The sequence below is a fragment of the Solibacillus sp. FSL R7-0668 genome (assembly GCF_038006205.1).
Taxonomy (GTDB): Bacteria; Bacillota; Bacilli; order Bacillales_A; family Planococcaceae; genus Solibacillus.
On record NZ_JBBOUU010000001.1, the window covers coordinates 3,821,011 to 3,847,277 of the forward strand.

At 40.3% G+C, this 26,267-nt stretch carries 41 protein-coding genes; 2 read left to right on the top strand and 39 right to left on the bottom strand.

Annotated features, from left to right (window positions below; all coding sequences use genetic code 11):
* Nucleotides 1-51 precede the first annotated feature (51 nt).
* Nucleotides 52-324, bottom strand: a complete 273-nt coding sequence (locus MKX47_RS19155; protein ID WP_340777335.1) for a 2-keto-3-deoxygluconate kinase — start codon at nt 322-324, stop codon at nt 52-54.
* Nucleotides 325-527: 203 nt separating this feature from the next.
* Here MKX47_RS19155 and MKX47_RS19160 point away from each other — a divergent pair, with 203 nt between their 5' ends.
* On the top strand, nt 528-1,352 hold the full coding sequence (locus MKX47_RS19160; RefSeq protein ID WP_340777337.1) for a methyl-accepting chemotaxis protein: 825 nt from the start codon (nt 528-530) through the stop codon (nt 1,350-1,352).
* 108 nt (nt 1,353-1,460) lie between these two features.
* Nucleotides 1,461-2,495, top strand: coding sequence for a C45 family peptidase (locus tag MKX47_RS19165; protein WP_340777340.1), 1,035 nt, complete (start codon nt 1,461-1,463; stop codon nt 2,493-2,495).
* Between the two features lie 69 nt (nt 2,496-2,564).
* Here the strand turns inward: MKX47_RS19165 and rpsI are convergent, their stop codons facing one another.
* The 38 genes from rpsI to MKX47_RS19355 all read right to left on the bottom strand — a co-directional run bounded on the left by rpsI (nt 2,565) and on the right by MKX47_RS19355 (nt 26,246).
* Nucleotides 2,565-2,957 carry a 30S ribosomal protein S9 gene (gene rpsI, locus MKX47_RS19170; RefSeq protein WP_241370766.1) on the bottom strand — a complete coding sequence of 131 codons (393 nt, stop codon included), beginning with the start codon at nt 2,955-2,957 and terminating at the stop codon, nt 2,565-2,567.
* A 29-nt stretch (nt 2,958-2,986) separates the two neighbouring features.
* Nucleotides 2,987-3,424: a 50S ribosomal protein L13 gene (gene rplM, locus MKX47_RS19175; protein ID WP_340777343.1), complete on the bottom strand. Its 438-nt coding sequence runs from the start codon at nt 3,422-3,424 to the stop codon at nt 2,987-2,989.
* A gap of 235 nt (nt 3,425-3,659) precedes the next feature.
* Entirely contained in the window at nt 3,660-4,403 is a 744-nt protein-coding gene (gene truA, locus MKX47_RS19180) for a tRNA pseudouridine(38-40) synthase TruA (protein ID WP_340777346.1), read from the bottom strand.
* Between the two features lie 7 nt (nt 4,404-4,410).
* Nucleotides 4,411-5,208 carry an energy-coupling factor transporter transmembrane component T family protein gene (locus tag MKX47_RS19185; protein ID WP_340777349.1) on the bottom strand — a complete coding sequence of 266 codons (798 nt, stop codon included), beginning with the start codon at nt 5,206-5,208 and terminating at the stop codon, nt 4,411-4,413.
* Nucleotides 5,205-6,077: an energy-coupling factor ABC transporter ATP-binding protein gene (locus MKX47_RS19190; RefSeq protein WP_340777351.1), complete on the bottom strand. Its 873-nt coding sequence runs from the start codon at nt 6,075-6,077 to the stop codon at nt 5,205-5,207. The genes MKX47_RS19185 and MKX47_RS19190 overlap by 4 nt, the downstream gene beginning before the upstream one ends.
* A complete protein-coding gene (locus tag MKX47_RS19195) occupies nt 6,053-6,901 on the bottom strand; it encodes an energy-coupling factor ABC transporter ATP-binding protein (RefSeq protein WP_340777356.1) in 849 nt (282 codons plus the stop codon). The genes MKX47_RS19190 and MKX47_RS19195 overlap by 25 nt, the downstream gene beginning before the upstream one ends.
* A 460-nt stretch (nt 6,902-7,361) precedes the next feature.
* Nucleotides 7,362-7,739 (bottom strand): 50S ribosomal protein L17, encoded by a 378-nt coding sequence (gene rplQ / locus MKX47_RS19200; RefSeq protein ID WP_008406715.1) that lies wholly within the window; start codon nt 7,737-7,739, stop codon nt 7,362-7,364.
* 57 nt (nt 7,740-7,796) lie between these two features.
* Nucleotides 7,797-8,741: a DNA-directed RNA polymerase subunit alpha gene (locus MKX47_RS19205; protein ID WP_008406717.1), complete on the bottom strand. Its 945-nt coding sequence runs from the start codon at nt 8,739-8,741 to the stop codon at nt 7,797-7,799.
* A gap of 145 nt (nt 8,742-8,886) precedes the next feature.
* The gene (rpsK, locus tag MKX47_RS19210; protein ID WP_340777357.1) at nt 8,887-9,276 is read right to left on the bottom strand and encodes a 30S ribosomal protein S11; all 390 of its coding nucleotides are present in this window, start codon (nt 9,274-9,276) and stop codon (nt 8,887-8,889) included.
* Nucleotides 9,277-9,302: 26 nt separating this feature from the next.
* Nucleotides 9,303-9,668, bottom strand: a complete 366-nt coding sequence (gene rpsM, locus MKX47_RS19215) for a 30S ribosomal protein S13 (RefSeq protein WP_340777359.1) — start codon at nt 9,666-9,668, stop codon at nt 9,303-9,305.
* Between the two features lie 24 nt (nt 9,669-9,692).
* The gene (gene rpmJ / locus MKX47_RS19220) at nt 9,693-9,806 is read right to left on the bottom strand and encodes a 50S ribosomal protein L36 (RefSeq protein ID WP_000868344.1); all 114 of its coding nucleotides are present in this window, start codon (nt 9,804-9,806) and stop codon (nt 9,693-9,695) included.
* Between the two features lie 37 nt (nt 9,807-9,843).
* The gene (infA, locus tag MKX47_RS19225; RefSeq protein WP_016839390.1) at nt 9,844-10,062 is read right to left on the bottom strand and encodes a translation initiation factor IF-1; all 219 of its coding nucleotides are present in this window, start codon (nt 10,060-10,062) and stop codon (nt 9,844-9,846) included.
* Between the two features lie 425 nt (nt 10,063-10,487).
* Nucleotides 10,488-11,141, bottom strand: coding sequence for an adenylate kinase (locus tag MKX47_RS19230; protein ID WP_340777361.1), 654 nt, complete (start codon nt 11,139-11,141; stop codon nt 10,488-10,490).
* A 60-nt stretch (nt 11,142-11,201) separates the two neighbouring features.
* Nucleotides 11,202-12,497, bottom strand: coding sequence for a preprotein translocase subunit SecY (gene secY / locus MKX47_RS19235; RefSeq protein WP_340777363.1), 1,296 nt, complete (start codon nt 12,495-12,497; stop codon nt 11,202-11,204).
* The gene (gene rplO, locus MKX47_RS19240; RefSeq protein ID WP_340777365.1) at nt 12,497-12,937 is read right to left on the bottom strand and encodes a 50S ribosomal protein L15; all 441 of its coding nucleotides are present in this window, start codon (nt 12,935-12,937) and stop codon (nt 12,497-12,499) included. The genes secY and rplO overlap by 1 nt, the downstream gene beginning before the upstream one ends.
* Nucleotides 12,938-12,971: 34 nt before the next feature.
* Nucleotides 12,972-13,151: a 50S ribosomal protein L30 gene (gene rpmD, locus MKX47_RS19245; protein WP_008406936.1), complete on the bottom strand. Its 180-nt coding sequence runs from the start codon at nt 13,149-13,151 to the stop codon at nt 12,972-12,974.
* 13 nt (nt 13,152-13,164) lie between these two features.
* Nucleotides 13,165-13,665, bottom strand: coding sequence for a 30S ribosomal protein S5 (rpsE, locus tag MKX47_RS19250; protein ID WP_099425582.1), 501 nt, complete (start codon nt 13,663-13,665; stop codon nt 13,165-13,167).
* A gap of 21 nt (nt 13,666-13,686) precedes the next feature.
* Nucleotides 13,687-14,046: a 50S ribosomal protein L18 gene (gene rplR, locus MKX47_RS19255; RefSeq protein ID WP_340777367.1), complete on the bottom strand. Its 360-nt coding sequence runs from the start codon at nt 14,044-14,046 to the stop codon at nt 13,687-13,689.
* 41 nt (nt 14,047-14,087) lie between these two features.
* Entirely contained in the window at nt 14,088-14,627 is a 540-nt protein-coding gene (gene rplF, locus MKX47_RS19260; RefSeq protein ID WP_340777369.1) for a 50S ribosomal protein L6, read from the bottom strand.
* 31 nt (nt 14,628-14,658) lie between these two features.
* A complete protein-coding gene (gene rpsH / locus MKX47_RS19265) occupies nt 14,659-15,057 on the bottom strand; it encodes a 30S ribosomal protein S8 (protein WP_340777371.1) in 399 nt (132 codons plus the stop codon).
* 29 nt (nt 15,058-15,086) lie between these two features.
* On the bottom strand, nt 15,087-15,272 hold the full coding sequence (locus tag MKX47_RS19270; RefSeq protein ID WP_108714275.1) for a type Z 30S ribosomal protein S14: 186 nt from the start codon (nt 15,270-15,272) through the stop codon (nt 15,087-15,089).
* Nucleotides 15,273-15,294: 22 nt separating this feature from the next.
* The gene (gene rplE / locus MKX47_RS19275) at nt 15,295-15,834 is read right to left on the bottom strand and encodes a 50S ribosomal protein L5 (RefSeq protein ID WP_340777374.1); all 540 of its coding nucleotides are present in this window, start codon (nt 15,832-15,834) and stop codon (nt 15,295-15,297) included.
* 28 nt (nt 15,835-15,862) lie between these two features.
* Nucleotides 15,863-16,171, bottom strand: a complete 309-nt coding sequence (gene rplX, locus MKX47_RS19280) for a 50S ribosomal protein L24 (protein ID WP_340777377.1) — start codon at nt 16,169-16,171, stop codon at nt 15,863-15,865.
* A 37-nt stretch (nt 16,172-16,208) separates the two neighbouring features.
* Nucleotides 16,209-16,577 carry a 50S ribosomal protein L14 gene (rplN, locus tag MKX47_RS19285; RefSeq protein ID WP_008406955.1) on the bottom strand — a complete coding sequence of 123 codons (369 nt, stop codon included), beginning with the start codon at nt 16,575-16,577 and terminating at the stop codon, nt 16,209-16,211.
* A 46-nt stretch (nt 16,578-16,623) separates the two neighbouring features.
* Nucleotides 16,624-16,887, bottom strand: coding sequence for a 30S ribosomal protein S17 (gene rpsQ, locus MKX47_RS19290; RefSeq protein WP_241370750.1), 264 nt, complete (start codon nt 16,885-16,887; stop codon nt 16,624-16,626).
* Between the two features lie 18 nt (nt 16,888-16,905).
* Complete coding sequence (gene rpmC / locus MKX47_RS19295; RefSeq protein ID WP_004233646.1) at nt 16,906-17,106, bottom strand: 50S ribosomal protein L29; 201 nt, start codon at nt 17,104-17,106, stop codon at nt 16,906-16,908.
* Complete coding sequence (rplP, locus tag MKX47_RS19300) at nt 17,096-17,530, bottom strand: 50S ribosomal protein L16 (protein ID WP_066542810.1); 435 nt, start codon at nt 17,528-17,530, stop codon at nt 17,096-17,098. Before rplP ends, rpmC begins: the two co-directional genes overlap by 11 nt.
* Before the next feature lie 2 nt (nt 17,531-17,532).
* Nucleotides 17,533-18,189: a 30S ribosomal protein S3 gene (gene rpsC / locus MKX47_RS19305; protein ID WP_340777380.1), complete on the bottom strand. Its 657-nt coding sequence runs from the start codon at nt 18,187-18,189 to the stop codon at nt 17,533-17,535.
* A gap of 3 nt (nt 18,190-18,192) precedes the next feature.
* Nucleotides 18,193-18,537: a 50S ribosomal protein L22 gene (gene rplV, locus MKX47_RS19310; RefSeq protein WP_340777383.1), complete on the bottom strand. Its 345-nt coding sequence runs from the start codon at nt 18,535-18,537 to the stop codon at nt 18,193-18,195.
* Between the two features lie 22 nt (nt 18,538-18,559).
* A complete protein-coding gene (rpsS, locus tag MKX47_RS19315; protein ID WP_340777385.1) occupies nt 18,560-18,838 on the bottom strand; it encodes a 30S ribosomal protein S19 in 279 nt (92 codons plus the stop codon).
* Between the two features lie 60 nt (nt 18,839-18,898).
* A complete protein-coding gene (rplB, locus tag MKX47_RS19320; RefSeq protein ID WP_340777387.1) occupies nt 18,899-19,729 on the bottom strand; it encodes a 50S ribosomal protein L2 in 831 nt (276 codons plus the stop codon).
* Nucleotides 19,730-19,769: 40 nt separating this feature from the next.
* On the bottom strand, nt 19,770-20,054 hold the full coding sequence (gene rplW, locus MKX47_RS19325) for a 50S ribosomal protein L23 (protein ID WP_008406966.1): 285 nt from the start codon (nt 20,052-20,054) through the stop codon (nt 19,770-19,772).
* Complete coding sequence (gene rplD, locus MKX47_RS19330) at nt 20,054-20,677, bottom strand: 50S ribosomal protein L4 (protein ID WP_340777389.1); 624 nt, start codon at nt 20,675-20,677, stop codon at nt 20,054-20,056. The genes rplW and rplD overlap by 1 nt, the downstream gene beginning before the upstream one ends.
* Before the next feature lie 26 nt (nt 20,678-20,703).
* Nucleotides 20,704-21,333 carry a 50S ribosomal protein L3 gene (rplC, locus tag MKX47_RS19335; RefSeq protein ID WP_340777391.1) on the bottom strand — a complete coding sequence of 210 codons (630 nt, stop codon included), beginning with the start codon at nt 21,331-21,333 and terminating at the stop codon, nt 20,704-20,706.
* Between the two features lie 51 nt (nt 21,334-21,384).
* Nucleotides 21,385-21,693, bottom strand: a complete 309-nt coding sequence (gene rpsJ, locus MKX47_RS19340) for a 30S ribosomal protein S10 (RefSeq protein ID WP_008406970.1) — start codon at nt 21,691-21,693, stop codon at nt 21,385-21,387.
* Nucleotides 21,694-22,066: 373 nt separating this feature from the next.
* A complete protein-coding gene (locus tag MKX47_RS19345) occupies nt 22,067-23,386 on the bottom strand; it encodes a Na+/H+ antiporter family protein (RefSeq protein WP_340777392.1) in 1,320 nt (439 codons plus the stop codon).
* A gap of 126 nt (nt 23,387-23,512) precedes the next feature.
* Nucleotides 23,513-25,495 carry an ABC transporter permease gene (locus MKX47_RS19350; RefSeq protein WP_340777394.1) on the bottom strand — a complete coding sequence of 661 codons (1,983 nt, stop codon included), beginning with the start codon at nt 25,493-25,495 and terminating at the stop codon, nt 23,513-23,515.
* Entirely contained in the window at nt 25,485-26,246 is a 762-nt protein-coding gene (locus tag MKX47_RS19355; protein ID WP_340777396.1) for an ABC transporter ATP-binding protein, read from the bottom strand. The genes MKX47_RS19350 and MKX47_RS19355 overlap by 11 nt, the downstream gene beginning before the upstream one ends.
* Nucleotides 26,247-26,267 lie beyond the last annotated feature (21 nt).

The window sequence follows — 26,267 nt, forward strand, 5'->3', positions numbered from 1 at the left end:
ATCAATAACCTTGCATGCCAATATAGGACACTACGAAATGACATATAAAGTTTAATCCTCCTGTTGCGCCTGTTCTAAAATTTCATTGAGCTGAAATAACTCGATAAAATCATTCATAATGGATTCTGTAGCCTTTAACTCGCCCGCAATTACAGGATGAATCGACTGTAATTCCGGTGCCTCCAACTGCTTTTTTAATGTATCTCTTCTTGTTTCCAACTGACGATAAAACGCTAACGCCCGCCCACGACGAAATGTTTGCGCTCCTTTTTGACGTGGCGAGCACTCTCCATCACCATGGCGTCCTCTTCCCTCTGGTCGCATCTCGTTTCACCTCATCTTTACAATTGATTTTTGAATACAATTGTATACAAATGTACTCGATTTTGCTAGCACTATTTACAGGCATGCGAGAATTTCCCCTTATACCATTTCCACTTACAATATTTTGGTATATAGTAGAAGAAACCGAGATATTGGACCAATTATTTGTCAATCAAGTGATTCTAATAGAAGGAGTGAATAAGATGAACCCGAAATTAAAGGTCATTGTGGATTCAATTGATTTTTATCAAGCGACCTATCCTGAAGATGCTTGCGTTTTGATTTTTGATACAGAAAAAGTCATTGGCTACAAACGGGGAAAACAAGTCGATTTAAAAATTACGCTTGGCGAAACGGTGGAGCAGCATCGAAATACAACAAGTGTACGTGCGATGAAAAGTGGCAAATTTTTGCGCGAAGAACGTAGCGCTGAAGGTTTCGGCTTCCCTTATATTGCCTCATCTGTACCAGTCATTGATCATGGCCAAGTTGTCGGGGTTGTAACAGGTGTTATCTCAAACTTCCGCGTCAGCAATATGCGCATCGTGGCCGAGGAACTTTCAGGTGCTGTCCAAGAAATGTCAGCCACTACTGAACAGCTTGCACATGCCAGTTCGGATGTTTCTAATCGTATTGAGGAGCTATCGCAATATGCCGAGCTGATGAATGGCAATATCCAACAAATTAACGCCATTGTAAATGCAGTAAAAGATATCGCCATGCATTCAAAAATTTTAGGCTTGAACGCTTCCATCGAGGCCGCTCGCTCTGGTGAACATGGGAAAGGTTTTGCTGTTGTCGCTAACGAGATTCAAAAAATGGCCCAAAACAGTACCGATAGCGCCAATAACATCGCCAAACAGCTTGTGGATATTACAAATTCCATCGAACATATAAATGCTTATACGAAACAAATATCAGCATTCACGGAAGAATACACAGCAAGCATGCACGAAATGAGTAGCGGCTACATAAGTATCAATCAAATCGGACAAAAGCTACTCGACCTTGGCGAAATTAAGCAATAATATTTTTACATTTCATGAAAGCACTTTCACAATGGAAGGTGCTTTTTTTGCGTCTCCTACTAAAAACCGCTAGGATAAATGTAATTCATTTTTTTAAAGGAGCTTTCAATGAAAAAAGTTACAAGTGACGTCCTACAATTCAAAGGCTCACATTATGATTTTGGCGTTTATCAAGGAGCACTATTAAAACAATCACCGCTTTTAAAAAACAGAGAAACTATGTATAAACGATTCATCCAAAAATTCACCGTGGATGCACCACAGATTAAACACTTATTGAATACATATGCACCGCACCTGACAGATGAAATTGAGGGGCTTGCCTATGCATTAGACCTTTCCGAAACAGAAGCATTGCTCCATTTTGCCGGCTACTATGCCAATAGTAAGAGTGGCTGCTCGATTACGACAAACTCGCACTACATGATTCGTAATTACGATAATGCGCCTAACTCTTACGATGGGCGCTTCGTATTCTTTGCTCCAACCGATTCGGGCTTTGCATCGATGGGTCCCACAATGCAGGTCACGGGAAGAATGGACGGACTAAACGAAAAGGGACTCGCAATTGGCTATAATTTCGTCAATTCCAAAAACAATGGAGATGGCTTTGTTTGTAATATGATTGGTCGTATGCTTCTTGAACGCTGTGCGTCTGTAGATGATGCTATCGAGCTACTACATGACATTCCACATAAGCATTCCTTTAACTATGTATTATTGGATGCAGCTGGAAACGCCAAAATTGTTGAGGCATCCCCACGTCATATTGCCGTACGTGAACATACTGCTTGTACCAATCATTTCACCATTTTACTCGAAGAAAACCGCTATCGTATGGAGGATTCACTTGCACGTGAACAAGTCATTTCAGATGCACAACAAAATGAGCTAACAGTGCAGGAAGCCTTTACGTTAATGAACGGCATTGACCGCGGTGTATTCGCAACAAAGTACGGCGCTTGGGACGGTACGCTTCATACAGCTGGTGATTTACCAAGTGAGCGCAAGGCTATTTTTGCGCTTGGTGGTGATGCTTTGCCTGTACTGTTTGATTTAGATGCATGGCTTGAAGGAGAGCGCTTATTGATTACGAGGCTAAATGGTGTGCTCGATGCTAAAGAGGGCTTTGCGAATCAATGACACTAAAAAACCCTTTCTCGAATAAACGAGAAAGGGTTTTGCCATTTCGCAAAATAGTAATCGTAAAGATTATCGTTTTGAGAACTGAGGTGCACGACGAGCGCCGCGTAAACCTGGTTTTTTACGTTCTTTCATGCGAGAATCACGAGTTAATAGACCTGCAGCTTTTAAAGCTGAACGGAAGTCTGGGTCAACTTGTAATAATGCACGAGCGATACCGTGACGAATTGCTCCAGCTTGACCTGTGAATCCACCACCGTTTACGTTAACGTGAACGTCATAAGAACCTTTAGTTTCAGTTGCTTCTAATGGTTGGTTGATGATTAAGTGTAAAGTTTCGTATGGTAGGTAATCTGCAACATCACGGTTGTTGATTACTACTTTACCTTCGCCTGGTACTAAACGTACGCGAGCAGTTGAGCTTTTACGGCGACCTGTGCCGATGTATTGTACTTGTGCCAAAGTTATTTCCTCCTATTATAATTTATTTATTAACCACGTAGCTCGTAAGCTTCTGGTTTTTGTGCAGCATGTGGATGCTCAGAACCAGTGTAAACGTTCAGTTTAGAGAACATTTGACGACCTAAAGAGTTCTTTGGAAGCATACCTTTGATTGCTAATTCTAACATTTGAGTTGGGTACTTTTCTTTCATTTCTCCAGCTGTACGTTGTTTTAAACCACCAGAGAATTGAGTGTGACGGTAGTAAATTTTCTTTTGTAATTTGTTACCTGTTAACTCAATTTTGTCAGCGTTGATGATGATTACGTGATCACCTGTGTCAACGTTTGGTGTGAAAGTTGGTTTATGTTTACCGCGTAAGATAGCAGCTACTTCAGAAGCTAAACGACCTAATGTTTGGCCTTCTGCGTCAACTACTAACCATTTACGTTCTACTTCTTGACCTTTAGCCATGAAAGTTGTGCGCATGTTTGTATCCTCCTAATCGATATAAAATTACCGTTATTTTTCATTATATACACTTATAAGTTTTCGGGGCTTATTTTGTGGTGGTAATGAAAATACCATACATCATCATATAATAATCGTATTGATAAGTCAAGATATTTAATTGAACACCTGGAGAGGTTGTTAATACCTTTTGTAATGCCATTTTCACTCGTTTTTTAAAATAAAAACACCATTTCCCGAAAAATTTTTTTATTTATTCATAAAAAACTTGTTCTAAATATAAGCCATGTGCAGGCGCTGTTTTACCAGCATTTGCACGATCCAGTGAAGCAATGGCCTGTGCAACAGAACCCACCTCACGACGCCCTGTGCCAACTTCCCATAACGTGCCTGCAATAATGCGGACCATATTGTATAAGAAGCCTGTACCTGAGATTGCCATATGCAATTCCTCGCCGTGCCAACTAAGCTCTAATCCATGCACCGTACGCACCTTATCAACGACACTTGTATTCGCCGCACAAAAGCAGCTAAAATCATGTGTCCCAATAATCGCAGCAGCCGCTTGTTGCATCGCTTCTACATCCGGCTTCATACCATTTGTCTCAACTGCGTAATGGCGACGAAATGGGCTTTGTACTGCGCTACAATCCCAAATATATCGATAGCGCTTGCCTGACACATCATAGCGCGCATGAAAGTCATCTGCCACTTGTGCCATTGCTACTACACGAATATCGCGTGGGAGTTGTACATTTAATGCCTTCTGATACTTTTCAATAGGAATCTGAAGTGATGTATCAAAATGAATGACTTGCCCTGTCGCATGTACGCGTGCATCGGTACGACCACTTGCCGTAATTTTTACCATAGCACCCTTATGCATCTTAGCTAATACCTTTTCAATTTCAAGCTGAACCGTACGCTCGCCTGGCTGCACTTGATAGCCAGCAAACTGCGTACCATCATAGCTAATCGTTGCTCTTAATCTCATCATGATTCTCCTAGCTACGCAGCATAAATAGGATAATGGCCACGATTACAAGTAGTGCTAAGTTAATTGTATCTCTAGCCATCCATTTAAGCTGACGGTATTTCGTACGCCCCTCTCCACCACGATAGCCACGTACTTCCATCGCTGTTGCTAAATCCTCCGCACGCTTAAACGCACTAACAAATAGCGGTACTAACAGTGGCACAACCGCCTTTAAACGATCCTTGATTGGTCCGGCACTTAAATCCGAGCCACGTGCCATCTGTGCCTTCATAATTTTAGCTGTCTCGTCCATCAATGTAGGAATAAAGCGCAATGAAATCGACATCATCAACGCCAGCTCATGCACCGGTAGCTTGAAGCGTTTAAATGGATTTAACAATGTTTCTAGACCGTCTGTTATCGAAATAGGTGACGTTGTTAATGTTAAAATCGATGTCATAAACACGAGCATTAAGAACCGTAACGAAATGAACACCCCTTGACGCAAGCCACCTTCATAAATTTTCATAAAGCCTAAATCGAAAATAACCGCACCCTCTTTTGTCATTACTAAATGCAAAATCAGCGTGAATAGCATTAAAAAAATGACGGGCTTAAGCCCATTAATTAAAAAATATAGGCGGATTTTGGAAAGCAAAATCACAAAAAGTGTCAAGCCCAACAAAATCGCATAGGTCACGACATTATTGGCTAAAAACACGACAATAATAAACGCAAAGACAAACAATAATTTTGAGCGTGGATCCAGCTTATGAACTAATGAATCCCCCGGAATATACCGGCCGAAAATCATTTTCTCCATCATGCCTCATCACGCTCCTTTCGAACAGTGTGGCCAATTTCAAGTGCCAATTCTTCTTCCGTTAAGCATGTTTTCGTCAATTGCTTTCCCAACATTTTTTCCACTTGACGCTGGAATTTAACAACGCGTGGTGGCTCTAAACGATACTTTGCCAGCAACTGTTCATTTCCAAAAATGTCCTGTGGCTCGCCAATTAGCACACAGCTACCTTCATGCATGATTGCTACTTGGTCTGCATAGCGTGCTGCGTCTTCCATACTATGCGTTACCAAAATCGTCGTTAAGCCCTTTGTTTGATGTAACTCATAAAATAAGTCCATAATTTCCTTTTGACCTCGAGGATCAAGCCCCGCAGTAGGCTCGTCTAGCACAATCACTTCTGGCTCCATAGCAAGCACTCCCGCAATGGCCACACGCCGCATTTGCCCACCTGATAAATCGAATGGGGACTTATCTAAAATACTTTCCGGTAAGCCTACAAGCGTAATTAAATGACGTGCTCGCTTTTCCGCTTCCTGTTGCGAAACACCGAAATTCATCGGTCCAAACATGATATCCTTTAAAACCGTTTCTTCAAATAATTGATGCTCTGGAAATTGAAAAACAATCCCGACCTTTTGACGAACGGCCTTTAAGTCTTTCGCTTTTTTTTCGGCTTCAATTATGCGCTCACCAATTTTCACTGTACCTTCTGACGGCTTTAACAACCCATTAAAATGCTGCAATATTGTCGACTTACCAGAACCTGTATGTCCAATAATCGCCTGATATGTACCACTTTTAATCGCTAAGTTCACATCATGCAATGCATACTTTTCAAATGGCGTGCCTTTGGAGTAGGCATAGCTTACTTGTTGAAGTTGGATGTCCATAAATCATTCACCAGCTCTTCTTCTGTCATATGTTTTCCTACAAGCTGTATGCCTTGTGCTTGTAAAAGTTTTGTCATTTTCATTGCAAAGGGTAAATCGAGCCCAAATTTCACAAGCTCCTCACCTAATGCAAAAATTTCTGACGGTGTACCTTGCGCATACTTTTTCCCTTCATTCATAAAAATAATACGATCAGCTAACATAGCCTCTTCTAAATCATGTGTAATGGCCAATACCGTTAAGCCAATTTCTTCACGTAGCGCCTGAACAATCGTCAATACTTCCTCTCGTCCTTGCGGGTCTAGCATCGAAGTCGCCTCATCTAAAATCAGAATTTGCGGCTTCATCGCCAACGCCCCCGCAATCGCGACACGTTGCTTTTGTCCACCTGATAAATGATGCGGCTCGTGATTGATATAGCTCTCCATTTTAACTTGCTGTAAGGCCAACTTTACACGTTGTACCATTTCTTCATGGGGGACGCCGTTATTTTCTAATGAAAACGCGACATCATCTTGCACCGTAGCACCGACGAATTGGTTATCTGGATTTTGAAACACCATCCCAATTTGTGCACGGATGTCCCAAATATTTTCTTCTGTAATCACATCACGCTTAATACGTACTTCACCTTGCTGAGGAAGCAACAAACCGCTCATAAGCTTTGCCATCGTCGACTTGCCTGAGCCGTTATGGCCTACAATCGCAATCCACTCACCTTTATTAATTGAAAACGTCACATCTTCCACAGCGTTTCGTACGGTCTCTTCGTCCGGTGTATAAGAGAATGTCACATTATTAAATGATAAAATCTCATCCTTCATTGTCTTGTGTAGCCCCTTCCCATTTGTCATCTATTTAATTTGAGGCTGCCATTGCCCAGGAAATAACAACTATTATCGACATATATAAAAATAAAGCACGTTTTCAAACAAGTTTTGCCTCAAATGGCTACCTATTTAAACGTACTTTATGTTTGCATATGTATCGGAAATCAGGGGCTCATTCCTTCAATCCAAAATAAAAAAGCGCGCACCTCATTCAGAGAAATGCGCTTGTCGTTACATTTACAAAACACCCGGGTGCTCAAGCCCTGATATTTGTTGAATGAGGTGCGGAGAGCTAAACGAGACGCCTAAGTTACCTTATCGCTCATCATAACGCTCAGCTTAATTATTGTCGTATAAATCAATCACCTCTTTACAGCAAGCTGAAAGAAGTTAAAAAAGAGGGGTGCGGGTTCAACCGGTGAACCGGACACCCCTCTCACCTGTATGTTAAGAATTAAACTAATTCGATAACTACTACTGGTGCGCCGTCTCCACGACGAGGACCTACTTTAAGGATACGCGTGTAACCACCTTGACGCTCCGCATAACGAGGTGCGATATCATCAAATAGTTTTTGAAGTGCGAAAACAGTTTTTTCTTCTTCGCCTTCTCCAACTGTTACTAGCTCACGACGGATGAATGCTGCCGCTTGACGACGAGCATGTAAATCACCGCGTTTACCTAAAGTAATCATTTTCTCAACAGCTTTACGAGTTTCTTTAGCACGCGCTTCTGTAGTTTCGATGCGCTCATTGATAATTAAATCAGTAGCTAAGTCACGTAATAATGCTTTACGTTGAGAACTTGTACGACCAAGTTTTCTGTAACCCATGGACGTTTACCTCCTTTTAAAATATATCTGATCTAGCTAAATTGTATAGTTTTTCGCTTAGTCTTCTTTACGTAATCCTAAACCAAGCTCTTCTAACTTATGCTTAACTTCTTCTAAAGACTTACGACCAAGGTTACGAACTTTCATCATATCGTCTTCTGACTTGTTAGCTAATTCTAATACCGTATTGATACCAGCACGCTTTAAGCAGTTATAAGAACGAACAGAAAGATCAAGCTCTTCGATAGTCATCTCTAATACTTTTTCTTTTTGATCTTCTTCTTTTTCAACCATGATTTCAGCAGTTTGTGCCTCATTAGTCATGCCTACGAAGATATTTAAGTGTTCAGTTAAAATTTTCGCTCCAAGTGAAATCGCCTCTTTAGGACCGATGCTTCCATCTGTCCATACATCAAGTGATAACTTGTCGTAGTCAGAATTTTGTCCAACACGAGTGTTCTCTACTTGGAAGTTGACGCGTGAAACTGGAGTGTAAATAGAGTCGATCGGGATCACGCCGATAGGAAGATCCTCACGTTTGTTTTGATCAGCAGGAGTATAACCACGGCCACGTTGAGCGTACATACGCATACGTAAATGTCCGTTTTTAGCGATCGTTGCGATATATAGGTCTGGGTTTAAAATTTCCACATCGCTGTCATGTGTAATGTCAGCTGCAGTAACCGTACCGTCACCCTTTACATCAATCTCAATAACTTTTTCTTCGTCAGAGTAGATTTTTAAAGCTAACTTTTTCACGTTTAAGATGATTGATGCAACATCTTCTACAACGCCTTCTACAGTTGAGAATTCGTGTAAAACGCCATCAATTTGAATTGATGTTACAGCAGCTCCAGGTAAAGAAGACAGAAGGATACGACGTAGAGAATTCCCCAAAGTATTACCATATCCGCGTTCAAGCGGTTCTACAACAAATTTGCCGTACTTGGCATCTTCGCTAATCTCCACTGTTTCAATCTTTGGTTTTTCAATTTCGATCATTCCAATTTACCCTCCTTCAAAACATCTAATGTATAGGTTCAAATCATCATAGTTGCTAATCTAAGATAGATTTTATAATGCACAAGACTTATTGTACAAGTAACATGATGTACCTAGAAGTTATTATACCCCTAAGTTTCACCCATTACACACGACGACGTTTTGGCGGACGGCAACCGTTATGAGGAACTGGAGTAACGTCTTTAATAGCAGTTACTTCTAATCCAGCAGCTTGAAGTGCACGAATTGCAGCTTCACGACCTGAACCAGGACCTTTAACTGTAACTTCTAAAGTTTTTAAACCATGTTCCATAGAAGTTTTTGCAGCTGTTTCAGCAGCCATTTGAGCTGCGAATGGAGTAGATTTACGTGAACCACGGAAACCTAAAGCACCAGCTGAAGACCATGATAACGCGTTACCTTGCGCATCAGTGATCGTTACGATTGTATTGTTGAATGTAGAACGGATGTGAGCAATACCAGATTCGATATTCTTTTTCACACGACGTTTACGAGTTTGTTGTTTACGAGCCATGTTAAGAAGGAACCTCCTTTACTTAATTATTTTTTCTTGTTCGCTACAGTCTTACGAGGACCTTTACGCGTACGAGCGTTGTTTTTCGTGTTTTGACCACGAACTGGTAAACCACGACGGTGACGGATACCACGTAATGAAGCAATGTCCATTAAACGTTTGATGTTTAATGAAACTTCACGACGTAAGTCACCTTCAGTTTTGTATGAAGCTAATTGTTCACGGATTAGGTTTAATTGATCTTCTGTTAAGTCTTTAACGCGGATGCTTTCGTCAATACCTGCAGCTGCTAATACTTTTTGAGAAGTCGTTTTACCTACACCGTAGATGTAAGTTAATGAAATTACAACGCGTTTATCGCGAGGAATGTCAACACCAGCAATACGTGCCATTCGTTAGTGCACCTCCTTGATTAATTATCCTTGTTTTTGTTTGTGTTTAGGATTTTCACAGATTACCATTACTTTACCGCGTCGGCGAATTACTTTACATTTTTCGCAGATCGGTTTCACAGATGGTCTCACTTTCATCTAACCTAACCTCCTTAATAGTCCGGAGTGCAAAAGATTATTTAAAACGGTATGTGATACGACCGCGAGTTAAATCATAAGGAGATAACTCAATAGTAACCTTATCTCCAGGTAGGATACGGATAAAGTGCATACGAATCTTTCCAGAAACGTGTGCAAGCACAGTGTGCCCATTTTCTAATTCTACCTTAAACATCGCGTTTGGCAAAGTCTCAACAACTGTCCCTTCGACTTCAATTACATCGTCTTTCGCCATCTTCCAAGTCTCCCTTCTATATGTTAGTTTCAAAAAACTCATGCGAGCTCTTCCAACTGTTTTTCTCCTAACTAAATAAGAAACAACTCGTTTCAACATATGTTTTGGATTGCATGAGAGATGTACAATAAGACGCTCGTCTGGTTTCGCTTCACACAACCCATGGAAAAACAGTTTCTATTTAAGAGACCGTATCCCTTTATGTTAACACGATAGCCGGAATGTCTTGATGAGAGAATCATACCCGTTACACAGATGCTTCCACGAAACCCATTATACGTTGCCAAGATGTCATCACACTAGAAAAGTGCTCAACCTTAGCAGTATATACCAGGCACAATATGCTTTTGCAACTCTCAAAAAATTATGTTTCGTTGTTGCCTCCACATGAATACCGCGGAAGCTGTCTAGCGCCCGGACGGATATCAGCTGCGGCTGCCCTGTAATAGAGCATCAAGATCAGCAAATACTTTTGAAATTTCTTGCTGTCCATTAATATTTGTAAGTACACCCTTTGCTTCATAAAAATCAAGTAAAGGTTGTGCTTGGTTCATATTTACTTCGAGACGGTTTGCAACTGTTTCAGGATTGTCATCCGCACGTGTGTATAATTCGCCACCATCTTTGTCACATTTCCCTTCCTCTTGTGGAGGATTGAAAACTAAGTGATAAGATGTACCGCAAGTTTTACAAATACGACGGCCACTTAAGCGCGCGATTAATTCATCTTTTTCGACTTGAACATTAATAGTATGCTCAACCGGACGTTTTAATTCATCAAGGATGCTATCTAAAGCTTCAGCTTGAGGAACTGTACGCGGGAATCCATCTAATAAGAATCCTTTTTCGCAATCAGCTTGTGAAAGACGTTCACGAACAATACCAATCGTTACTTCATCCGGCACTAATGCCCCTTGATCCATAAACGATTTAGCTTGTAAACCAAGTTCTGTGCCTTCTTTAATGGCAGCACGGAACATATCGCCTGTCGAAATATGTGGGATTGCGTACTTCTCAACAATTTTGTCAGCCTGAGTACCTTTACCGGCACCTGGAAGACCCATTAAAACGATATTCATACGAATGCTCCCCTTCAAAACTATGCTGGCAAGGAAACGAAACTGTTTCCTAAACCCGCACTATTTCATAAAGCCTTTATAATGACGTTTCACTAATTGTGACTCTAATTGTTTCATTGTTTCTAATGCTACACCGACTACGATAATCATACTTGTTCCCCCGATTTGAGCCGAAGCTGGCAGGTTCATAAAGTTAATGAATAAAATCGGCATAACCGAAATAACGACTAAGAAGATTGCCCCAACGAATGTTAGTCGATAAAGAACTTTTGTTAAATAAGCTTGTGTGTCATTTCCTGGGCGAATACCTGGGATATAAGCACCTTGCTTTTTCAAGTTATCCGCTACATTTTCTGGGTTCACCTGGATGAACGCATAGAAATATGTAAACGCCACGATCAATGCAACATAGATTAACATCCCAACTGGTTTTGTATAATCAAATGTGTTCGTAATGAACGCTGTTACATTATTATCGCCAAAGAACGTCGCTAAAGTTTGCGGAGTGATGATAAACGCTACCGCGAAGATTACCGGAATAACCCCTGCAGCATTTACTTTTAACGGTAAGTGCGTTTGCTGTGCACCCACTTTAGGTGAGTTCCCTGTAACTCGTTTTGCATATTGAATTGGAATTTTACGCAACGCTTGTTGAATGTAAATAACCCCAACAACAACTGCAAGTAGCACTAAAACCAATAAAGCAAGGATTACAATGTTAATGAATAACTGCTCTCCAGCTCCCTCAATTTGTTGTGCATAAATTTGGTTCACTACGTTAGGCATCGCAGCTACGATACCAGCAAAGATAACGATTGAAATACCATTACCAACACCATAAGCAGTAATTTGCTCAGCTAACCAAAGTAAGAACGCGGTACCGGCTGTTAACACAACAGCAATCGTTAAGTACGATTGAATACTAGTATCTGTAATCAATGATCCGCCATAGAACTGGTTGAAACCAAAGCTCATTGCAAAAGATTGAATAAAGGCTAATACAATCGTGAAATAACGTGTGAATTGAGCAAGTTTACGTCGCCCAACATCACCTTGTTTGGCCCATTCCGAAAACTTAGGCACAACATCCATTTGTAATAACTGAACAATAATTGAGGCTGTGATATACGGCATAATCCCCATCGCAAAGATTGAGAAATTTGCTAATGCACCACCGCCAAACGTATTAAGGAAACCAACTAAGTTAAACTCATCAGTTGCCTTTAATACATTAGCGTCAACGTTTGGTACCGGGATAAATGTCCCGATACGATAAACGATTAACATTAATAAGGTAAAGATGATTTTATTTCGTATATCTCGAACGCGCATAAAGTTAGAGATTGTCTGAAACATTAGATCACCTCGGTAGTTCCGCCAGCGTTTTCAATTGCTTCTTTAGCTGAAGCAGAGAATTTGTGAGCCTTTACTGTAAGCTTAACGTTTACAGTACCATGACCTAGAATTTTGATTCCAGCTTTTTCGTTGCTCACGATACCAGTTTCTAATAATAATGCAGGTGTTACTTCTGCACCATTTTCAAAACGGTTTAATGCATCAAGGTTAACGATAGCGTATTCTTTACGGTTAATGTTCGTAAAGCCACGTTTAGGTAAACGACGGAAAAGTGGGTTTTGACCCCCTTCAAATCCTGGGCGAACGCCGCCGCCAGAACGAGCGTTTTGACCTTTATGACCTTTACCAGAAGTTTTACCGTTACCAGAACCGATACCACGACCAACGCGGTTACGTACTTTACGTGAACCTTCTGCTGGTTTTAACTCATGAAGTTTCATATGGGTGGCACCTCCTTGTTCGTATATATTGAAATTAAATTTCTTTAACAGTAACTAAGTGAGCTACTTTTGTAATCATTCCGCGGATTGCAGCGTTATCAGCTTGTTCCACAGTTTGGTTTAACTTACGTAATCCTAAAGCCTCAACAACCTTACGTTGGTTTGGTTTAGTACCGATCACAGATTTATTAAGGGTGATTTGTAATTTAGCCATTATAATTCCCCCCTTATCCTAATAACTCTTCCACTGATTTACCGCGTAGTTTTGCTACATCCTCTGCGCGTTTTAATTCAGTTAAACCTGCTACAGTTGCACGCACCATGTTAATTGGTGTGTTTGAACCAAGAGATTTTGAAAGAATATCAGTAATACCAGCTAGTTCTAGTACAGCACGTACTGGACCACCAGCGATAACCCCTGTACCAGGAGCAGCAGGTTTGATTAAGATTGAACCTGCACCGAAGCGACCTTGCACTAAGTGTGGAGTAGTTCCACCCACGCGTGGTACTTCGATTAAGTTTTTCTTCGCGTCTTCAACAGCTTTGCGGATCGCATCTGGAACCTCTTGAGCTTTACCAGTACCGAAACCTACATGACCATTTTTATCTCCTACTACTACAAGAGCAGTGAAGCGGAAGCGACGACCACCTTTAACAACTTTAGCAACACGGTTAATAGTAACTACGCGTTCTTCAAGTTCTAATTTGTTTGCGTCAATGCGACTCATGAAGTATGTCCCTCCTTCTTATTAAAATTCTAAGCCGTTTTCACGTGCAGCTTCTGCTAAAGCTTTTACACGTCCATGATATAAGTAACCGCTACGGTCAAATACTACAGTTGTAATATTTTTTTCAGCAGCGCGTTTTGCGATTGTTTCACCGATTTTAGCTGCAGCTTCTACGTTTGAACCAATTCCCTCGAAAGCTTTTTCTTGAGAGTTAGCAGAAACTAAAGTTACGCCAGCTACGTCATCGATTAATTGTGCATAAATGTTCTTGTTAGAACGGAATACGTTTAAACGTGGACGTTGTGCAGTACCCGAAATTTTAGAACGAACACGCCCATGACGTTTTTTACGAACTTGATTTTTATCTTGTTTCGTAATCACAGAGGTCACTCCTTTCAAATATTAATGCAATTTAAGCTGCATTATTTACCAGTTTTACCTTCTTTACGACGAACGAATTCGCCTTCGTAACGAATACCTTTACCTTTATATGGCTCTGGTGGACGTACGTCACGGATGTTAGATGCTAAAGCACCAACACGCTCTTTAGAAATACCTTTAACGATGATCTTCGTGTTCGAAGGAACTTCAACCTCTACACCTTGTTCAGGTGTAAACTCTACTGGGTGAGAGTAACCAACGTTTAATACAAGCTTGTTCCCTTGTAATTGTGCACGGTAACCGACACCGATAAGTTCTAGAGAGCGAGAGAAACCTTCAGAAACACCCGTTACCATGTTAGCTAATAACGCACGAGTTGTACCGTGGTTAGTACGGTGTTCTTTAGAATCAGAAGGGCGAACAACAGTGATGATGTTGCCTTCTTGCTCGATTTTCATCTCTTGATTGAATTGACGAGTTAATTCGCCTTTTGGACCTTTAACAGTAACAGTGTTTTCAGCGTTCACTTCAACTGTTACGCCAGCAGGAACCTCAATAATCTTTTTACCTACGCGAGACATTTATGTTGCACCTCCGTTCTTTTCTTACTAATTACCAAATGTATGCTAAGATTTCTCCGCCAACTTGTTTAGCGCGAGCTTCTTTATCAGTTAATAAACCATTTGAAGTCGATACTAAAGCGATACCAAGACCGTTTAATACTTTAGGTACTTCATTAGTTTTAGCGTATACACGTAATCCCGGTTTAGAAATACGTTTTAAGCCAGTGATAACACGCTCATTATCTTTACCGTATTTTAAGAAGATACGGATGATACCTTGCTTGTTGTCTTCTACGTACTCAACGTCACGTACGAAACCTTCACGCTTTAAGATTTCAGCGATCTCTTTCTTTAAGTTAGAAGCAGGAACCTCTAACTTCTCGTGACGTACCATGTTTGCATTACGAATGCGTGTAAGCATATCTGCAATCGGATCTGTCATTGTCATGAAATTTACCTCCTTCCCAAATTAGGGGATTACCAGCTGGCTTTCTTAACGCCAGGAATTTGTCCCTTATATGCAAGTTCACGGAAACAAATACGGCAAAGTTTAAATTTGCGGTATACAGAGTGTGGACGGCCACAGCGTTCACAACGTGTATATTCTTGTACTTTGAACTTTTGCGTGCGTTGTTGTTTAACAACCATTGATTTTTTAGCCACGTTTTCGCCCTCCTTATTTATATTACTTTTGGAACGGCATACCGAACTGTGTTAATAACTCGCGAGCTTCTTCGTCAGAATTCGCAGTAGTTACGATAACGATGTCCATACCGCGTACTTTTGAAACTTTATCGTAATCGATTTCTGGGAAAATTAATTGCTCTTTAACACCTAATGTGTAGTTACCACGACCGTCGAATGCTTTTTTAGAAACACCGCGGAAGTCACGTACACGTGGTAAAGAGATTGAGATTAATTTGTCCAGGAATTCATACATACGCTCACCGCGTAATGTAACTTTAGCACCGATCGCTTGACCTTCACGTAAACGGAAACCTGCGATAGATTTTTTCGCTTTCGTTACAACTGGTTTTTGACCAGTGATAATTGTTAATTCTTCCACAGCTACATCTAAAGCTTTAGAGTTTTGAACAGCGTCACCAACACCCATGTTGATTACGATTTTCTCTACTTTTGGAATTTGCATAACTGATTTATATTCAAACTTGCTCATAAGAGCAGGTGATACTTCATTTAAATATTTTTCTTTTAGGCGGCTCATGTTTGTACCTCCCTTCTTATTTTTACTATTAGTCGATTACTACACCTGATTTTTTTGCAACACGAACTTTTTTGCCATCCTTGATTTCATAACCTACACGAGTCGGCTCGCCAGATTTTGGATCAATAAGCATTACGTTCGAAATGTGGATTGCAGCTTCTTGAGATACAATACCACCTTGTGGGTTAAGTTGGTTAGGTTTAACGTGTTTCTTAACGATGTTTACCCCTTCAACAAGAACGCGGTCTTGTTTTGGGAAAGCAGCTAAGATAACGCCTTCTTTACCTTTATCTTTACCAGTAATTACTTTTACTTTATCGCCCTTTTTAACATGCATAATGTGTCGCACCTCCTTGATTGGTACTGTCATGAAATTAAAGAACTTCTGGAGCTAGAGAAACGATTTTCATGAAGTTGCCATCACGTAATTCACGTGCAACTGGACCGAAAATACGAGTTCCGCGTGGTGATTTATCGTCTTTGATGATTACGCAAGCGTTCTCGTCAAATTTGATGTAAGTACCGTCTTTACGACGAGCACCTGATTTAGTGCGAACGATAACAGCCTTAACAACGTCACCTTTCTTGACAACGCCACCTGGTGTTGCTTTCTTAACTGTACAAACGACGATATCGCCGATGTTAGCAGTTTTACGTCCAGAACCACCAAGTACTTTAATAGTTAAAACTTCACGTGCACCTGAGTTGTCAGCAACTTTCATACGACTTTCTTGTTGGATCACTTAGGTTACCTCCCTTCGGAAATATATTTTATTCCGAAATGTGTTATTAAATAATAACCGCTTTTTCTACAACTTCAACTAAACGGAAGCGCTTAGTAGCTGATAGCGGGCGAGTTTCCATGATACGTACGATATCACCGATTTTCGCAGTGTTTTGCTCATCATGAGCCTTATACTTTTTAGAGTATTTTACACGTTTACCGTAAAGCTTGTGCTTTTTGTGAGTTTCAACTAAAACAGTAATAGTTTTATCCATTTTGTCTGAAACAACACGGCCTGTGTAAACTTTGCGTTGATTACGCTCAGTCATACTTAAAACCCTCCTTTATCAGTTATTTGCACTGATTTCTCTTTCACGAATCACAGTTTTCATACGTGCGATCGCTTTGCGAACTTCACGAATGCGAGCTGTGTTTTCTAATTGACCAGTCGCCAATTGGAAGCGAAGGTTGAAAAGCTCTTCTTTCAGTGATTTCACTTTTAATTCGATTTCAGAAGTGGCAAGGTCACGGATTTCATTAGCTTTCATTAGATTCACCACCAGTTTCTTGACGTTTTACGATCTTACATTTAACAGGAAGTTTGTGTGATGCTAAACGAAGCGCTTCACGTGCGATCTCTTCAGATACACCAGCGATTTCGAACATTACTTTTCCTGGTTTTACTACTGCTACCCAACCTTCAGGAGAACCTTTACCAGAACCCATGCGGACTTCTAGAGGCTTTTTAGTGTAAGGTTTGTGTGGGAAGATTTTGATCCAAACTTTACCGCCACGTTTCATGTAACGAGTCATTGCGATACGAGCAGATTCGATTTGACGGTTTGTAATCCAAGATGCAGTTGTAGCTTGTAAGCCCCACTCACCGAAAGTTACTTCTTTACCGCCTTTCGCTTCTCCACGCATGTTACCACGGTGTTCACGACGATATTTTACGCGTTTAGGTAATAACATTATTATTTGCCTCCTTCCACAGAGTTCTTTTTAGTAGGAAGGACTTCACCACGGTAGATCCAAACTTTAACGCCTAGTTTACCGTAAGTTGTATCAGCTTCAGCATGTGCATAATCGATGTCAGCACGTAATGTATGAAGAGGTACAGTTCCTTCGCTATAGTGTTCAGCACGCGCGATATCAGCGCCACCTAAACGACCAGATACTTGTGTTTTAATACCTTTTGCACCAGCGCGAATTGTGCGTTGGATTGATTGTTTTTGAGCACGACGGAATGATACGCGGTTCTCAAGTTGACGAGCGATGTTTTCAGCTACTAATTTAGCGTCAAGATCAGCACGTTTGATTTCAATGATGTTGATGTGAACGCGTTTACCAGTTACATTAGATAAGTGTTTACGTAAGTTTTCAACTTCCGTACCACCTTTACCGATTACCATACCTGGTTTCGCAGTGTGAATTGTAATGTTCACGCGATTTGCAGCGCGTTCGATTTCTACTTTAGATACAGATGCATCTTTAAGTTGAGTTTCGATATATTTACGAACTTTGATGTCTTCGTGTAAAAGATTAGCGTAGTCTTTCTCAGCGAACCACTTTGATTCCCAGTCACGAATAACACCAACACGTAGTCCTATTGGATGTACTTTTTGACCCACGGATTAAACCTCCTTCTTCTCAGATACCACAACAGTAATGTGGCTTGTACGTTTGTTGATTGCCGATGCACGACCTTGTGCACGTGGACGGAAACGTTTTAATGTTGGACCTTCATCTACAAAGATTTCAGATACAACTAAGTTATTAATATCTAACTCATAGTTGTGTTCAGCGTTAGCAACTGCAGATTTTAATACTTTCTCAACGACTGGAGACGCCGCTTTTGGAGTATGACGTAAAATTGCAACTGCTTCACCAATCTGCTTGCCTCGAATTAAGTCTACTACTAGACGTACTTTACGAGGAGCGATACGAACTGTACGAGCGATAGCTTTAGCTTGTGTCATTAGGATTTACCTCCTCTCAAAATTAGCGTCGTGTTTTCTTATCGTCTGCACCGTGGCCTTTGTAAGTACGAGTTGGTGCGAATTCACCAAGCTTGTGACCTACCATATCTTCTGTCACGTATACAGGAACGTGTTTACGTCCATCGTATACAGCGATTGTTAAACCGATGAAGTTCGGGAAAATAGTAGAACGGCGAGACCAAGTTTTGATAACTTGTTTTTTCTCAGAAACCTCTTGAGCTTCCACTTTTTTCATTAAGTGATCATCAATAAAAGGCCCTTTTTTTAAGCTGCGTCCCATTTAGGAACCTCCCTTCGTGATACGACCACGGCTCTCGAAACGAACCGTAGCTTTACCACATTATTTTTTACGTCCGCGAATAATAAATTTAGATGATTTATTTTTCTTATTACGAGTTTTGTAACCAAGAGCTGGTTTACCCCATGGTGTCATTGGAGATTTACGTCCGATTGGAGAACGTCCTTCACCACCACCGTGTGGGTGATCGTTAGGGTTCATTACAGAACCACGTACAGTTGGGCGTTTACCTAACCAACGAGAACGACCTGCTTTACCGATGTTGATAAGTTCGTGTTGTTCGTTACCAACTTGACCGATAGTTGCACGGCAAGTAGCTAAGATTAAACGTACTTCACCAGATTGTAAGCGAACGATTACGTACTTACCTTCACGACCTAATACTTGCGCAGAAGTACCAGCAGAACGTACTAATTGTCCACCTTTACCAGGTTTCATTTCGATGTTATGGATAGTTGTACCCATTGGAATGTTTGCTAATGGTAATGCGTTACCTACTTTGATATCCGCTTCTAGACCAGATTCGATTGTTTGACCTACTTCTAATCCTTTTGGAGCTAAGATGTAACGTTTTTCACCGTCAGCATAGTTAATTAAAGCGATGTTCGCAGAACGGTTTGGATCGTACTCGATTGTAGCAACGCGTCCTGGAATGCCGTCTTTAAGACGTTTAAAATCGATAACACGGTATTGTTTCTTGTGACCGCCACCGTGATGACGAACAGTAATTTTACCTTGGTTGTTACGACCAGCTTTGCGTTTAGTCGGTTCTAATAAAGACTTTTCAGGTTTATTAGTAGTGATTTCAGCAAAGTCAGATGATGTCATATTACGACGACCATTTGAGGTTGGCTTATACTTTTTAATCGCCATTTGTTTTCCCTCCTTCTTAAAGGTTGCTATATATTAAAAATTAGATTTCGAATAACTCGATTTCTTTTGAATCAGCAGTTAACTTAACAATTGCTTTACGACGTTTGTTAGTGTATCCACCGAATTTACCAACGCGTTTGAACTTACCTTTGTAGTTCATTACGTTTACTTTCTCAACTTTAACACCGAAGATTTCTTCAACAGCGTCTTTAACTTGAGTTTTGTTAGCGCGAGTGTCTACTTCGAAAGTATACTTTTTCTCTGCCATAATTTCTGAAGAACGCTCAGTAATGACTGGACGTTTTAAAATATCACGTGCTTCCATTATCCAAGCACCTCCTCAACTTTTTTCACAGCGTCTTGTGTGAATACAACTTTATCATGACCTAAAAGATCAAGAACGTTGATTCCAGAAGCTGTTAACACTGTAACACCAGGGATGTTACGAGCAGATAAAATCGCGTTTTCGTTCACTTCAGCAGTTACGAATAACGCTTTTTTGTTGATTTCTAATGCAGCTAATACTGATTTGAAATCTTTAGTTTTTGGTGCATCAAAAGTTAACGCATCTAAAACTACGAAGTTTTGTTCTAACACTTTAGCTGATAAAGCTGATTTAAGAGCTAAGCGACGAACTTTCTTTGGTAACTTGTAAGCATAGCTACGCGGAGTAGGACCGAATACAGTACCACCGCCACGCCATTGTGGAGAGCGGATCGAACCTTGACGAGCACGACCAGTTCCTTTTTGACGCCATGGTTTACGACCACCACCAGCAACTTCAGAACGTGTTTTAACTTTGTGATTACCTTGACGTAGAGAAGCACGTTGAGCAACTACTGCGTCGAATAATACTGCTTCATTTGGCTCGATTCCGAAGATCGCATCGTTTAATTCGATTTCGCCTACTGAAGCACCTGTTTGACTAAGTACAGATACTTTTGTCATTCCTGTTTCCTCCTTTCTTCAGAGAATTATTTAGATTTAATAGCAGATTTAACTGTTACTAATGCTTTTTTAGAACCAGGAACATTACCTTTAACAAGTAATAGGTTACGTTCAACATCAACCTTAACGATTTCAAGGTTTTGGATTGTTACAACGTTGCCACCCATTTGACCAGGTAATTTCTTTTGCTTGAATACGCGGTTCGGAGCAACTGGACCCATTGAACCAACACGACGGTGGTAACGAGAACCGTGAGACATAGGACCACGAGATTGTCCGTGACGCTTAATAGCACCTTGGAAACCTTTACCTTTTGTTACACCTGTTACATCGATTACATCGCCTTCAGCGAAAATTTCTACCTTGACTTCTTGACCAACTTCGTAAGTCGCAGCTTCTAAGTTGCGGAACTCACGGATGAAGCGCTTAGGAGCAGTATTTGCTTTTGCTACGTGACCTTGTTCTGGCTTGTTAGAAAGCTTAACGCGCTTGTCTTCGAAACCAATTTGGATTGCTTCGTAGCCATCAGTTTCAACAGTTTTCTTTTGTAAAACTACGTTTGGAGTAGCTTCGATTACTGTTACTGGGATAAGATCTCCGTTTTCAGCGAAAACTTGAGTCATACCAATTTTTCTACCTAAGATTCCTTTAGTCATTTGTCACACCTCCTGTAAATTTTGAAAAATGTTTTATATTTGTTTTTACCATTAAAGTTTGATTTCGATATCAACGCCAGATGGTAAATCAAGCTTCATTAACGCGTCAACAGTTTGTGGTGTTGGGTTAACGATGTCGATAAGACGTTTATGTGTGCGCATTTCAAATTGCTCACGAGAATCTTTGTACTTATGAACCGCACGTAAGATCGTGTATACAGATCTTTCAGTTGGTAGTGGAATCGGACCTGATACCCCAGCACCTGAACGTTTCGCAGTTTCAACGATTTTCTCAGCAGATTGATCAAGGATACGGTGATCATACGCTTTTAAACGAATACGAATTTTTTGTTTTGCCATTACTTTCCCTCCTTCTCGCCTATTTTCTAGACATTCTCCACGAAAATTTCTCCGTCACACCGCCATGGCAAAGCGGCCGGGTGTGTCGGCAACCTCTCGCTTCATCGCAGTCAAAGACCAACATTCAACATTATATACAATAAAAAAGAAGTTCGCAAGTCTTTTAGCAAAATTCTTTTAAATAATGTTGTATTCTTTATTTATATATTCATTCGCTCTTTTTGAGCCGTTATCTAGTATATAAGAGTATTCGCTTGAAAGCAACCAAAAAGGGATTGAAATACTTAAAAAAAATATTCTGAAAACACATTGCCTACTCTTATCTAAAACGCTAAAAATCGCCACCTTCTTATTCTAGAAAGCGACGACATTATTATAGGAAGAAAACCACTGCAAGCCATCCGAAAATAATTTGCGGAATATTATAGAAAATAAAGGTCGGTACACAGGTATCCCAAATATGATTGTGCTGTCCGTCAACATTTAGCCCTGCTGTCGGACCGAGCGTTGAATCAGATGCTGGTGATCCGGCATCGCCTAGTACGCCCGCTGTACCAATTAAACAAATAATCGCTAAATCACTTAAACCAAGCTCTACTGCAATCGGAACAAAAATGGCTGCGATAATTGGAATCGTTGCAAAGGAAGAACCAATCCCCATCGTAACAATTAAACCAACGACTAACATAACCAATACAGCGATACTGACGTTGCCGCTAAATAAGTCCATTGCTCCTTTTACTAACGGCTCAACATCTCCAGTCGCGTTTATAACGGCTGAGAATCCATTGGCTGAAATCATCACGAAACCAACAAATGCCATCATACGCATTCCATCCGAAAGCACCTCATCTGCTTCCTTCACCTTGAGAGCCCCTGTGATATATAAAATAATAATCCCCACAAGCGAGCCGATAATCATCGAATCTGTTGGAATTTGCACCGCTAATGAAGCTACTAACGCAATCGCTGCAAATACTAAGTTGCGTGTTTTCACTTCTTGTTCCAATGTATTGGATGCTTCAACTTCTACGTCTTGATAATGGCGTGGCTTACGATAGGCAAAAAATGCGCCTACAAGCCCTACAGCCATCCCTAGCGCTACAATTGCCATTGCCTTTGGAACGTCCGCCATCGTTACTTCAAGGCCAGCTAGTCCCATTTGTGTGACGATTATTTCCTGATAAAGTAAGCCAAAGCCTGCCGGAATAAACATATACGGCATAATTAACCCAAATGCTAATATCGCTACGATTAAACGACGATCAATTTGGAGCATATTCATTAATTTAAGCATCGGCGGTACAATCAATGGAATAAAGGCAATATGCACGGGAATTAAGTTTTGGGACATAATGGCCATTGCTAATAACACTAAGAATATTAACGCCTTTGCTGCACCTTTCTTTTTCGTATCGCCATCACGTTGCACTACTTTTAAAATCGCTTTTACTAACACTTCTGGTACACCTGTACGTGAAATCGCTAATGCAAATCCACCAAGTAATGCATAGCTAAGTGCGATTGTTGCACCGCCCCCTAGACCACCCGTAAACGCCTTAATTGTATCGGCTATATTTAAACCACCAGTAAGACCACCAACAATGGCCCCTACTGTTAACGATAAAACGACATTGATGCGCAGTAGACTCAAAATAAGCATGACCCCTACCGCTACTAAAACAGCATTCATATTGCTCACTTCACTTTCGTATGCTAAATCACTAATGTGTTAAAGTTACAAGAAATCAACGCAATCGTCAATGGAAATCAAACTAAATAAACCGCCAATTAAGAAAAAATTGACGGTTTAGCTAAATTATAAAGCTTGTTTAATAATTTTTTTGTAATAATTGATTGTTAAAGCCGCAAATACCATATACATAGCGATATAAAGTGCCATTGTTACAAGTACTGGTGTTGTCATTTCCGTACCAAATAGGAACCAACCGGATTTCACCGCAAAATAGCTATGCAATAATCCGATTATCAGCGGTACACCAAAGTTAAATACTTGCTTTATAATAATGCCTCGAAGTAATTCGTCCTGCGTAAAGCCAATTTTACGTAAAATTTTATACGAGTCTGCCTCTTCATCCGCTTCAGACATTTGCTTAAAGTATAAAATACTACCTGTCGCAAGTAAGAATGCTAACCCTAAAAAGGCTGTTGTGAAAATAGTTGTACCATACATATTTAAGTTTTCTTTAATCTCCGTTTGTTGCGAGCTTAAGTTACTGATTTGACCATCTTCTTTAGATTCTAGGAAAATATTAGCACCTGTTGTTTTATATAACTTTTCTACTTGCTCATATGTTTCCTCGCTTGCATCAACTAAATCTACCGTTGTTTGCGATTTAGTTACATTGCTAAAGGATTCGCCTTCATTTAATTGTTGAAGTTCTTTAAATACCGCATCCTCTGCTACAATAACAAAGCCACCAAATGTAATACGCCACGCTAAAATCGATTCTTCGTCTATTCGTTTAATATGAATAGGGAATTGATGTTCCCCATGTAGCAATGTTAGCTCTAATGGCGCAACAATAGGAATTATATTAGACATAAAGCCGTTGTACGATGTTAAAATAGCCTCTCCTGCTGCTAATTGCAGTGTTGGATCGATTTGCTGATAATCTGATAGTGAAATAACAAGTGTGTCACCAAGCGTATTATCCCCAAACATTTCTATTGACTTTTTATCAAATATTTCTGTCAAATCCACTTGAGCACTTGTTAAATTCAGCGTTTTAGTTGTATAAGCAATCCCCTGCTCATCTAACGCTTTTAAAAAATTTGTTTCACGACCATCTACTGTTACATAATCAGCTGGCACTCGCTCTTCAGCTGTTGAACTTGCTGAATAATAGCTAATATAAGACAGTGTTGTAATCGCTAAAGACACCGCCGTTAACACGGTAATAAGCGTCAGTGATTTTGCATTACTTTTCATGCGGTGCATAATCGGTGTCAACGCGAGCATGTCCGATAACTTCAAATGTCCTTTTTTACTTAAACGGAATAAATTTAATACAAATGCTACCGAATAACGGAACACAAAATACGTTCCCCCAATAGTAGTTGCTAAAATAATGATCATACTAACAAATAAATTCTTTGTTTCTGCTGAAAATAACACCGTACTTTCGTAATAACCATACACAATTAACCCTAAACCAACTGCACCCATAAGCATTGGAAATACACTAAAACGCTTTACACGCTCATCTGCTTGCTTTGAGGCATTAAATAGTGATAATAATGTTGTTTTACGTACCATAAATGCCATTTGTAATAAAATGATTACAAGTAAAATACCGAATACCATGAGCGTATTAACAACTGCTACTTTACTAAAGGACATTGTTACTACTGCGTCAAATTGTAAAAGCTTCAATAAAATCATCGCAAATAAACGCGAGCTAAGTAAACCTAGGACCATACCGATACTAACTGCCCCTGCAAATAATAAAATATTTTCAAAGGCAATTAAGCGCGTCACTAGTCCCTTTGTCATTCCAATTAATTGATAAAGCCCGATTTCCTTACTGCGACGTTTAATAAATAAATGATTCGCATATAAAACAAAAAATAACACAATGAAATACAGCATATACGAAGCTGCTTCAAAACCAGCCGTTGCCGTACCACTCGCTTTTGTTGCTTCAATAATGGACTCATTATATTGCAATGTCACAAATGAGAAGAATAGCGTCACACTAAAAATGAGTGCGAAAAAATATAAATAATAGTGACGCATGTTTTTTTGCATGCTTTTTAAAACAAGCTGACTAAGCTTCACTTTGCTCACCGCCTAAAACACTTTGCGTACTTAAAATTTGTTGGAAAAAGTCTGTACGTGATTTATCACCCTTATAAAGCTCGGTATAAATTTGCCCATCCTTTAAAAATAACACGCGGGAACAAAAGCTCGCTGCCACTGCATCATGTGTGACCATCATAATCGTTGCCTGCTTCGCCACGTTTATTTTCGATAAATTATCTAATAATGCTGTCGCCGATTTTGAATCGAGTGCACCTGTTGGTTCATCTGCAAAGACAAGGGAAGGATTCGAAATGAGCGCACGTGCTGCTGATGTACGCTGCTTTTGCCCACCTGAAATTTCATTCGGGTATTTCGTTAAAATCGCTTCAATCCCTAAAACCTTCACCAAATCCTGTAAACGTTGCTCAGCAGCTACCTTGGGAATCGAGCTTAACGACAGCGGGAGTAAAATATTTTCCTTTACCGTTAATGTATCCAATAAATTATAATCCTGAAAGATAAAGCCCAGCTCATCACGACGGAACTTCGCTAAGGCGCGCTCCTTCATCCCCTGCAATTTTTGCCCATTTATTTCAACTAGCCCATCCGTTACTTGATCAATCGAGCATAATACATTTAGGAGCGTCGTTTTCCCAGAGCCAGAAGGACCCATAATGCCGACAAATTCGCCCTTTTCCACTTCTAAATCGATCCCTTTTAATACTTCCTGTGCAAGTGCCCGTTTGCCATAGGTTTTTCGAATTTTGCGTGCAATTAAAATACTCATTTTTCTCAACCTCTCTTCTTG

Excerpts from the sequence above, each read along its gene's own strand:
- MKX47_RS19155 (WP_340777335.1), bottom strand. The coding sequence starts at position 324 with ATGCGACCAGAGGGAAGAGGACGCCATGGTGATGGAGAGTGCTCGCCA.
- MKX47_RS19160 (WP_340777337.1), top strand. The coding sequence starts at position 528 with ATGAACCCGAAATTAAAGGTCATTGTGGATTCAATTGATTTTTATCAA.
- MKX47_RS19165 (WP_340777340.1), top strand. The coding sequence starts at position 1,461 with ATGAAAAAAGTTACAAGTGACGTCCTACAATTCAAAGGCTCACATTAT.
- rplM (WP_340777343.1), bottom strand. The coding sequence starts at position 3,424 with ATGCGCACAACTTTCATGGCTAAAGGTCAAGAAGTAGAACGTAAATGG.
- truA (WP_340777346.1), bottom strand. The coding sequence starts at position 4,403 with ATGATGAGATTAAGAGCAACGATTAGCTATGATGGTACGCAGTTTGCT.
- MKX47_RS19185 (WP_340777349.1), bottom strand. The coding sequence starts at position 5,208 with ATGATGGAGAAAATGATTTTCGGCCGGTATATTCCGGGGGATTCATTA.
- MKX47_RS19190 (WP_340777351.1), bottom strand. The coding sequence starts at position 6,077 with ATGGACATCCAACTTCAACAAGTAAGCTATGCCTACTCCAAAGGCACG.
- MKX47_RS19195 (WP_340777356.1), bottom strand. The coding sequence starts at position 6,901 with ATGAAGGATGAGATTTTATCATTTAATAATGTGACATTCTCTTATACA.
- rplQ (WP_008406715.1), bottom strand. The coding sequence starts at position 7,739 with ATGGGTTACAGAAAACTTGGTCGTACAAGTTCTCAACGTAAAGCATTA.
- MKX47_RS19205 (WP_008406717.1), bottom strand. The coding sequence starts at position 8,741 with ATGATCGAAATTGAAAAACCAAAGATTGAAACAGTGGAGATTAGCGAA.
- rpsK (WP_340777357.1), bottom strand. The coding sequence starts at position 9,276 with ATGGCTCGTAAACAACAAACTCGTAAACGTCGTGTGAAAAAGAATATC.
- rpsM (WP_340777359.1), bottom strand. The coding sequence starts at position 9,668 with ATGGCACGTATTGCTGGTGTTGACATTCCTCGCGATAAACGCGTTGTA.
- rpmJ (WP_000868344.1), bottom strand. The coding sequence starts at position 9,806 with ATGAAAGTGAGACCATCTGTGAAACCGATCTGCGAAAAATGTAAAGTA.
- infA (WP_016839390.1), bottom strand. The coding sequence starts at position 10,062 with ATGGCGAAAGACGATGTAATTGAAGTCGAAGGGACAGTTGTTGAGACT.
- MKX47_RS19230 (WP_340777361.1), bottom strand. The coding sequence starts at position 11,141 with ATGAATATCGTTTTAATGGGTCTTCCAGGTGCCGGTAAAGGTACTCAG.
- secY (WP_340777363.1), bottom strand. The coding sequence starts at position 12,497 with ATGTTTCAGACAATCTCTAACTTTATGCGCGTTCGAGATATACGAAAT.
- rplO (WP_340777365.1), bottom strand. The coding sequence starts at position 12,937 with ATGAAACTTCATGAGTTAAAACCAGCAGAAGGTTCACGTAAAGTACGT.
- rpmD (WP_008406936.1), bottom strand. The coding sequence starts at position 13,151 with ATGGCTAAATTACAAATCACCCTTAATAAATCTGTGATCGGTACTAAA.
- rpsE (WP_099425582.1), bottom strand. The coding sequence starts at position 13,665 with ATGAGTCGCATTGACGCAAACAAATTAGAACTTGAAGAACGCGTAGTT.
- rplF (WP_340777369.1), bottom strand. The coding sequence starts at position 14,627 with ATGTCTCGCGTAGGTAAAAAGATTATTGAGGTTCCTGCTGGCGTAACA.
- rpsH (WP_340777371.1), bottom strand. The coding sequence starts at position 15,057 with ATGACAATGACAGATCCGATTGCAGATATGCTTACACGCATTCGTAAT.
- rplE (WP_340777374.1), bottom strand. The coding sequence starts at position 15,834 with ATGAGCCGCCTAAAAGAAAAATATTTAAATGAAGTATCACCTGCTCTT.
- rplX (WP_340777377.1), bottom strand. The coding sequence starts at position 16,171 with ATGCATGTTAAAAAGGGCGATAAAGTAAAAGTAATTACTGGTAAAGAT.
- rpsQ (WP_241370750.1), bottom strand. The coding sequence starts at position 16,887 with ATGACTGAGCGTAATCAACGCAAAGTTTACACAGGCCGTGTTGTTTCA.
- rpmC (WP_004233646.1), bottom strand. The coding sequence starts at position 17,106 with ATGAAAGCTAATGAAATCCGTGACCTTGCCACTTCTGAAATCGAATTA.
- rplP (WP_066542810.1), bottom strand. The coding sequence starts at position 17,530 with ATGTTATTACCTAAACGCGTAAAATATCGTCGTGAACACCGTGGTAAC.
- rplV (WP_340777383.1), bottom strand. The coding sequence starts at position 18,537 with ATGACACAAGCTAAAGCTATCGCTCGTACAGTTCGTATCGCTCCTCGT.
- rpsS (WP_340777385.1), bottom strand. The coding sequence starts at position 18,838 with ATGGGACGCAGCTTAAAAAAAGGGCCTTTTATTGATGATCACTTAATG.
- rplB (WP_340777387.1), bottom strand. The coding sequence starts at position 19,729 with ATGGCGATTAAAAAGTATAAGCCAACCTCAAATGGTCGTCGTAATATG.
- rplW (WP_008406966.1), bottom strand. The coding sequence starts at position 20,054 with ATGGAAGCACGTGATATTTTAAAACGTCCAGTCATTACTGAGCGTTCT.
- rplD (WP_340777389.1), bottom strand. The coding sequence starts at position 20,677 with ATGACAAAAGTATCTGTACTTAGTCAAACAGGTGCTTCAGTAGGCGAA.
- rplC (WP_340777391.1), bottom strand. The coding sequence starts at position 21,333 with ATGACTAAAGGAATCTTAGGTAGAAAAATTGGTATGACTCAAGTTTTC.
- rpsJ (WP_008406970.1), bottom strand. The coding sequence starts at position 21,693 with ATGGCAAAACAAAAAATTCGTATTCGTTTAAAAGCGTATGATCACCGT.
- MKX47_RS19345 (WP_340777392.1), bottom strand. The coding sequence starts at position 23,386 with ATGAATGCTGTTTTAGTAGCGGTAGGGGTCATGCTTATTTTGAGTCTA.
- MKX47_RS19355 (WP_340777396.1), bottom strand. The coding sequence starts at position 26,246 with ATGAGTATTTTAATTGCACGCAAAATTCGAAAAACCTATGGCAAACGG.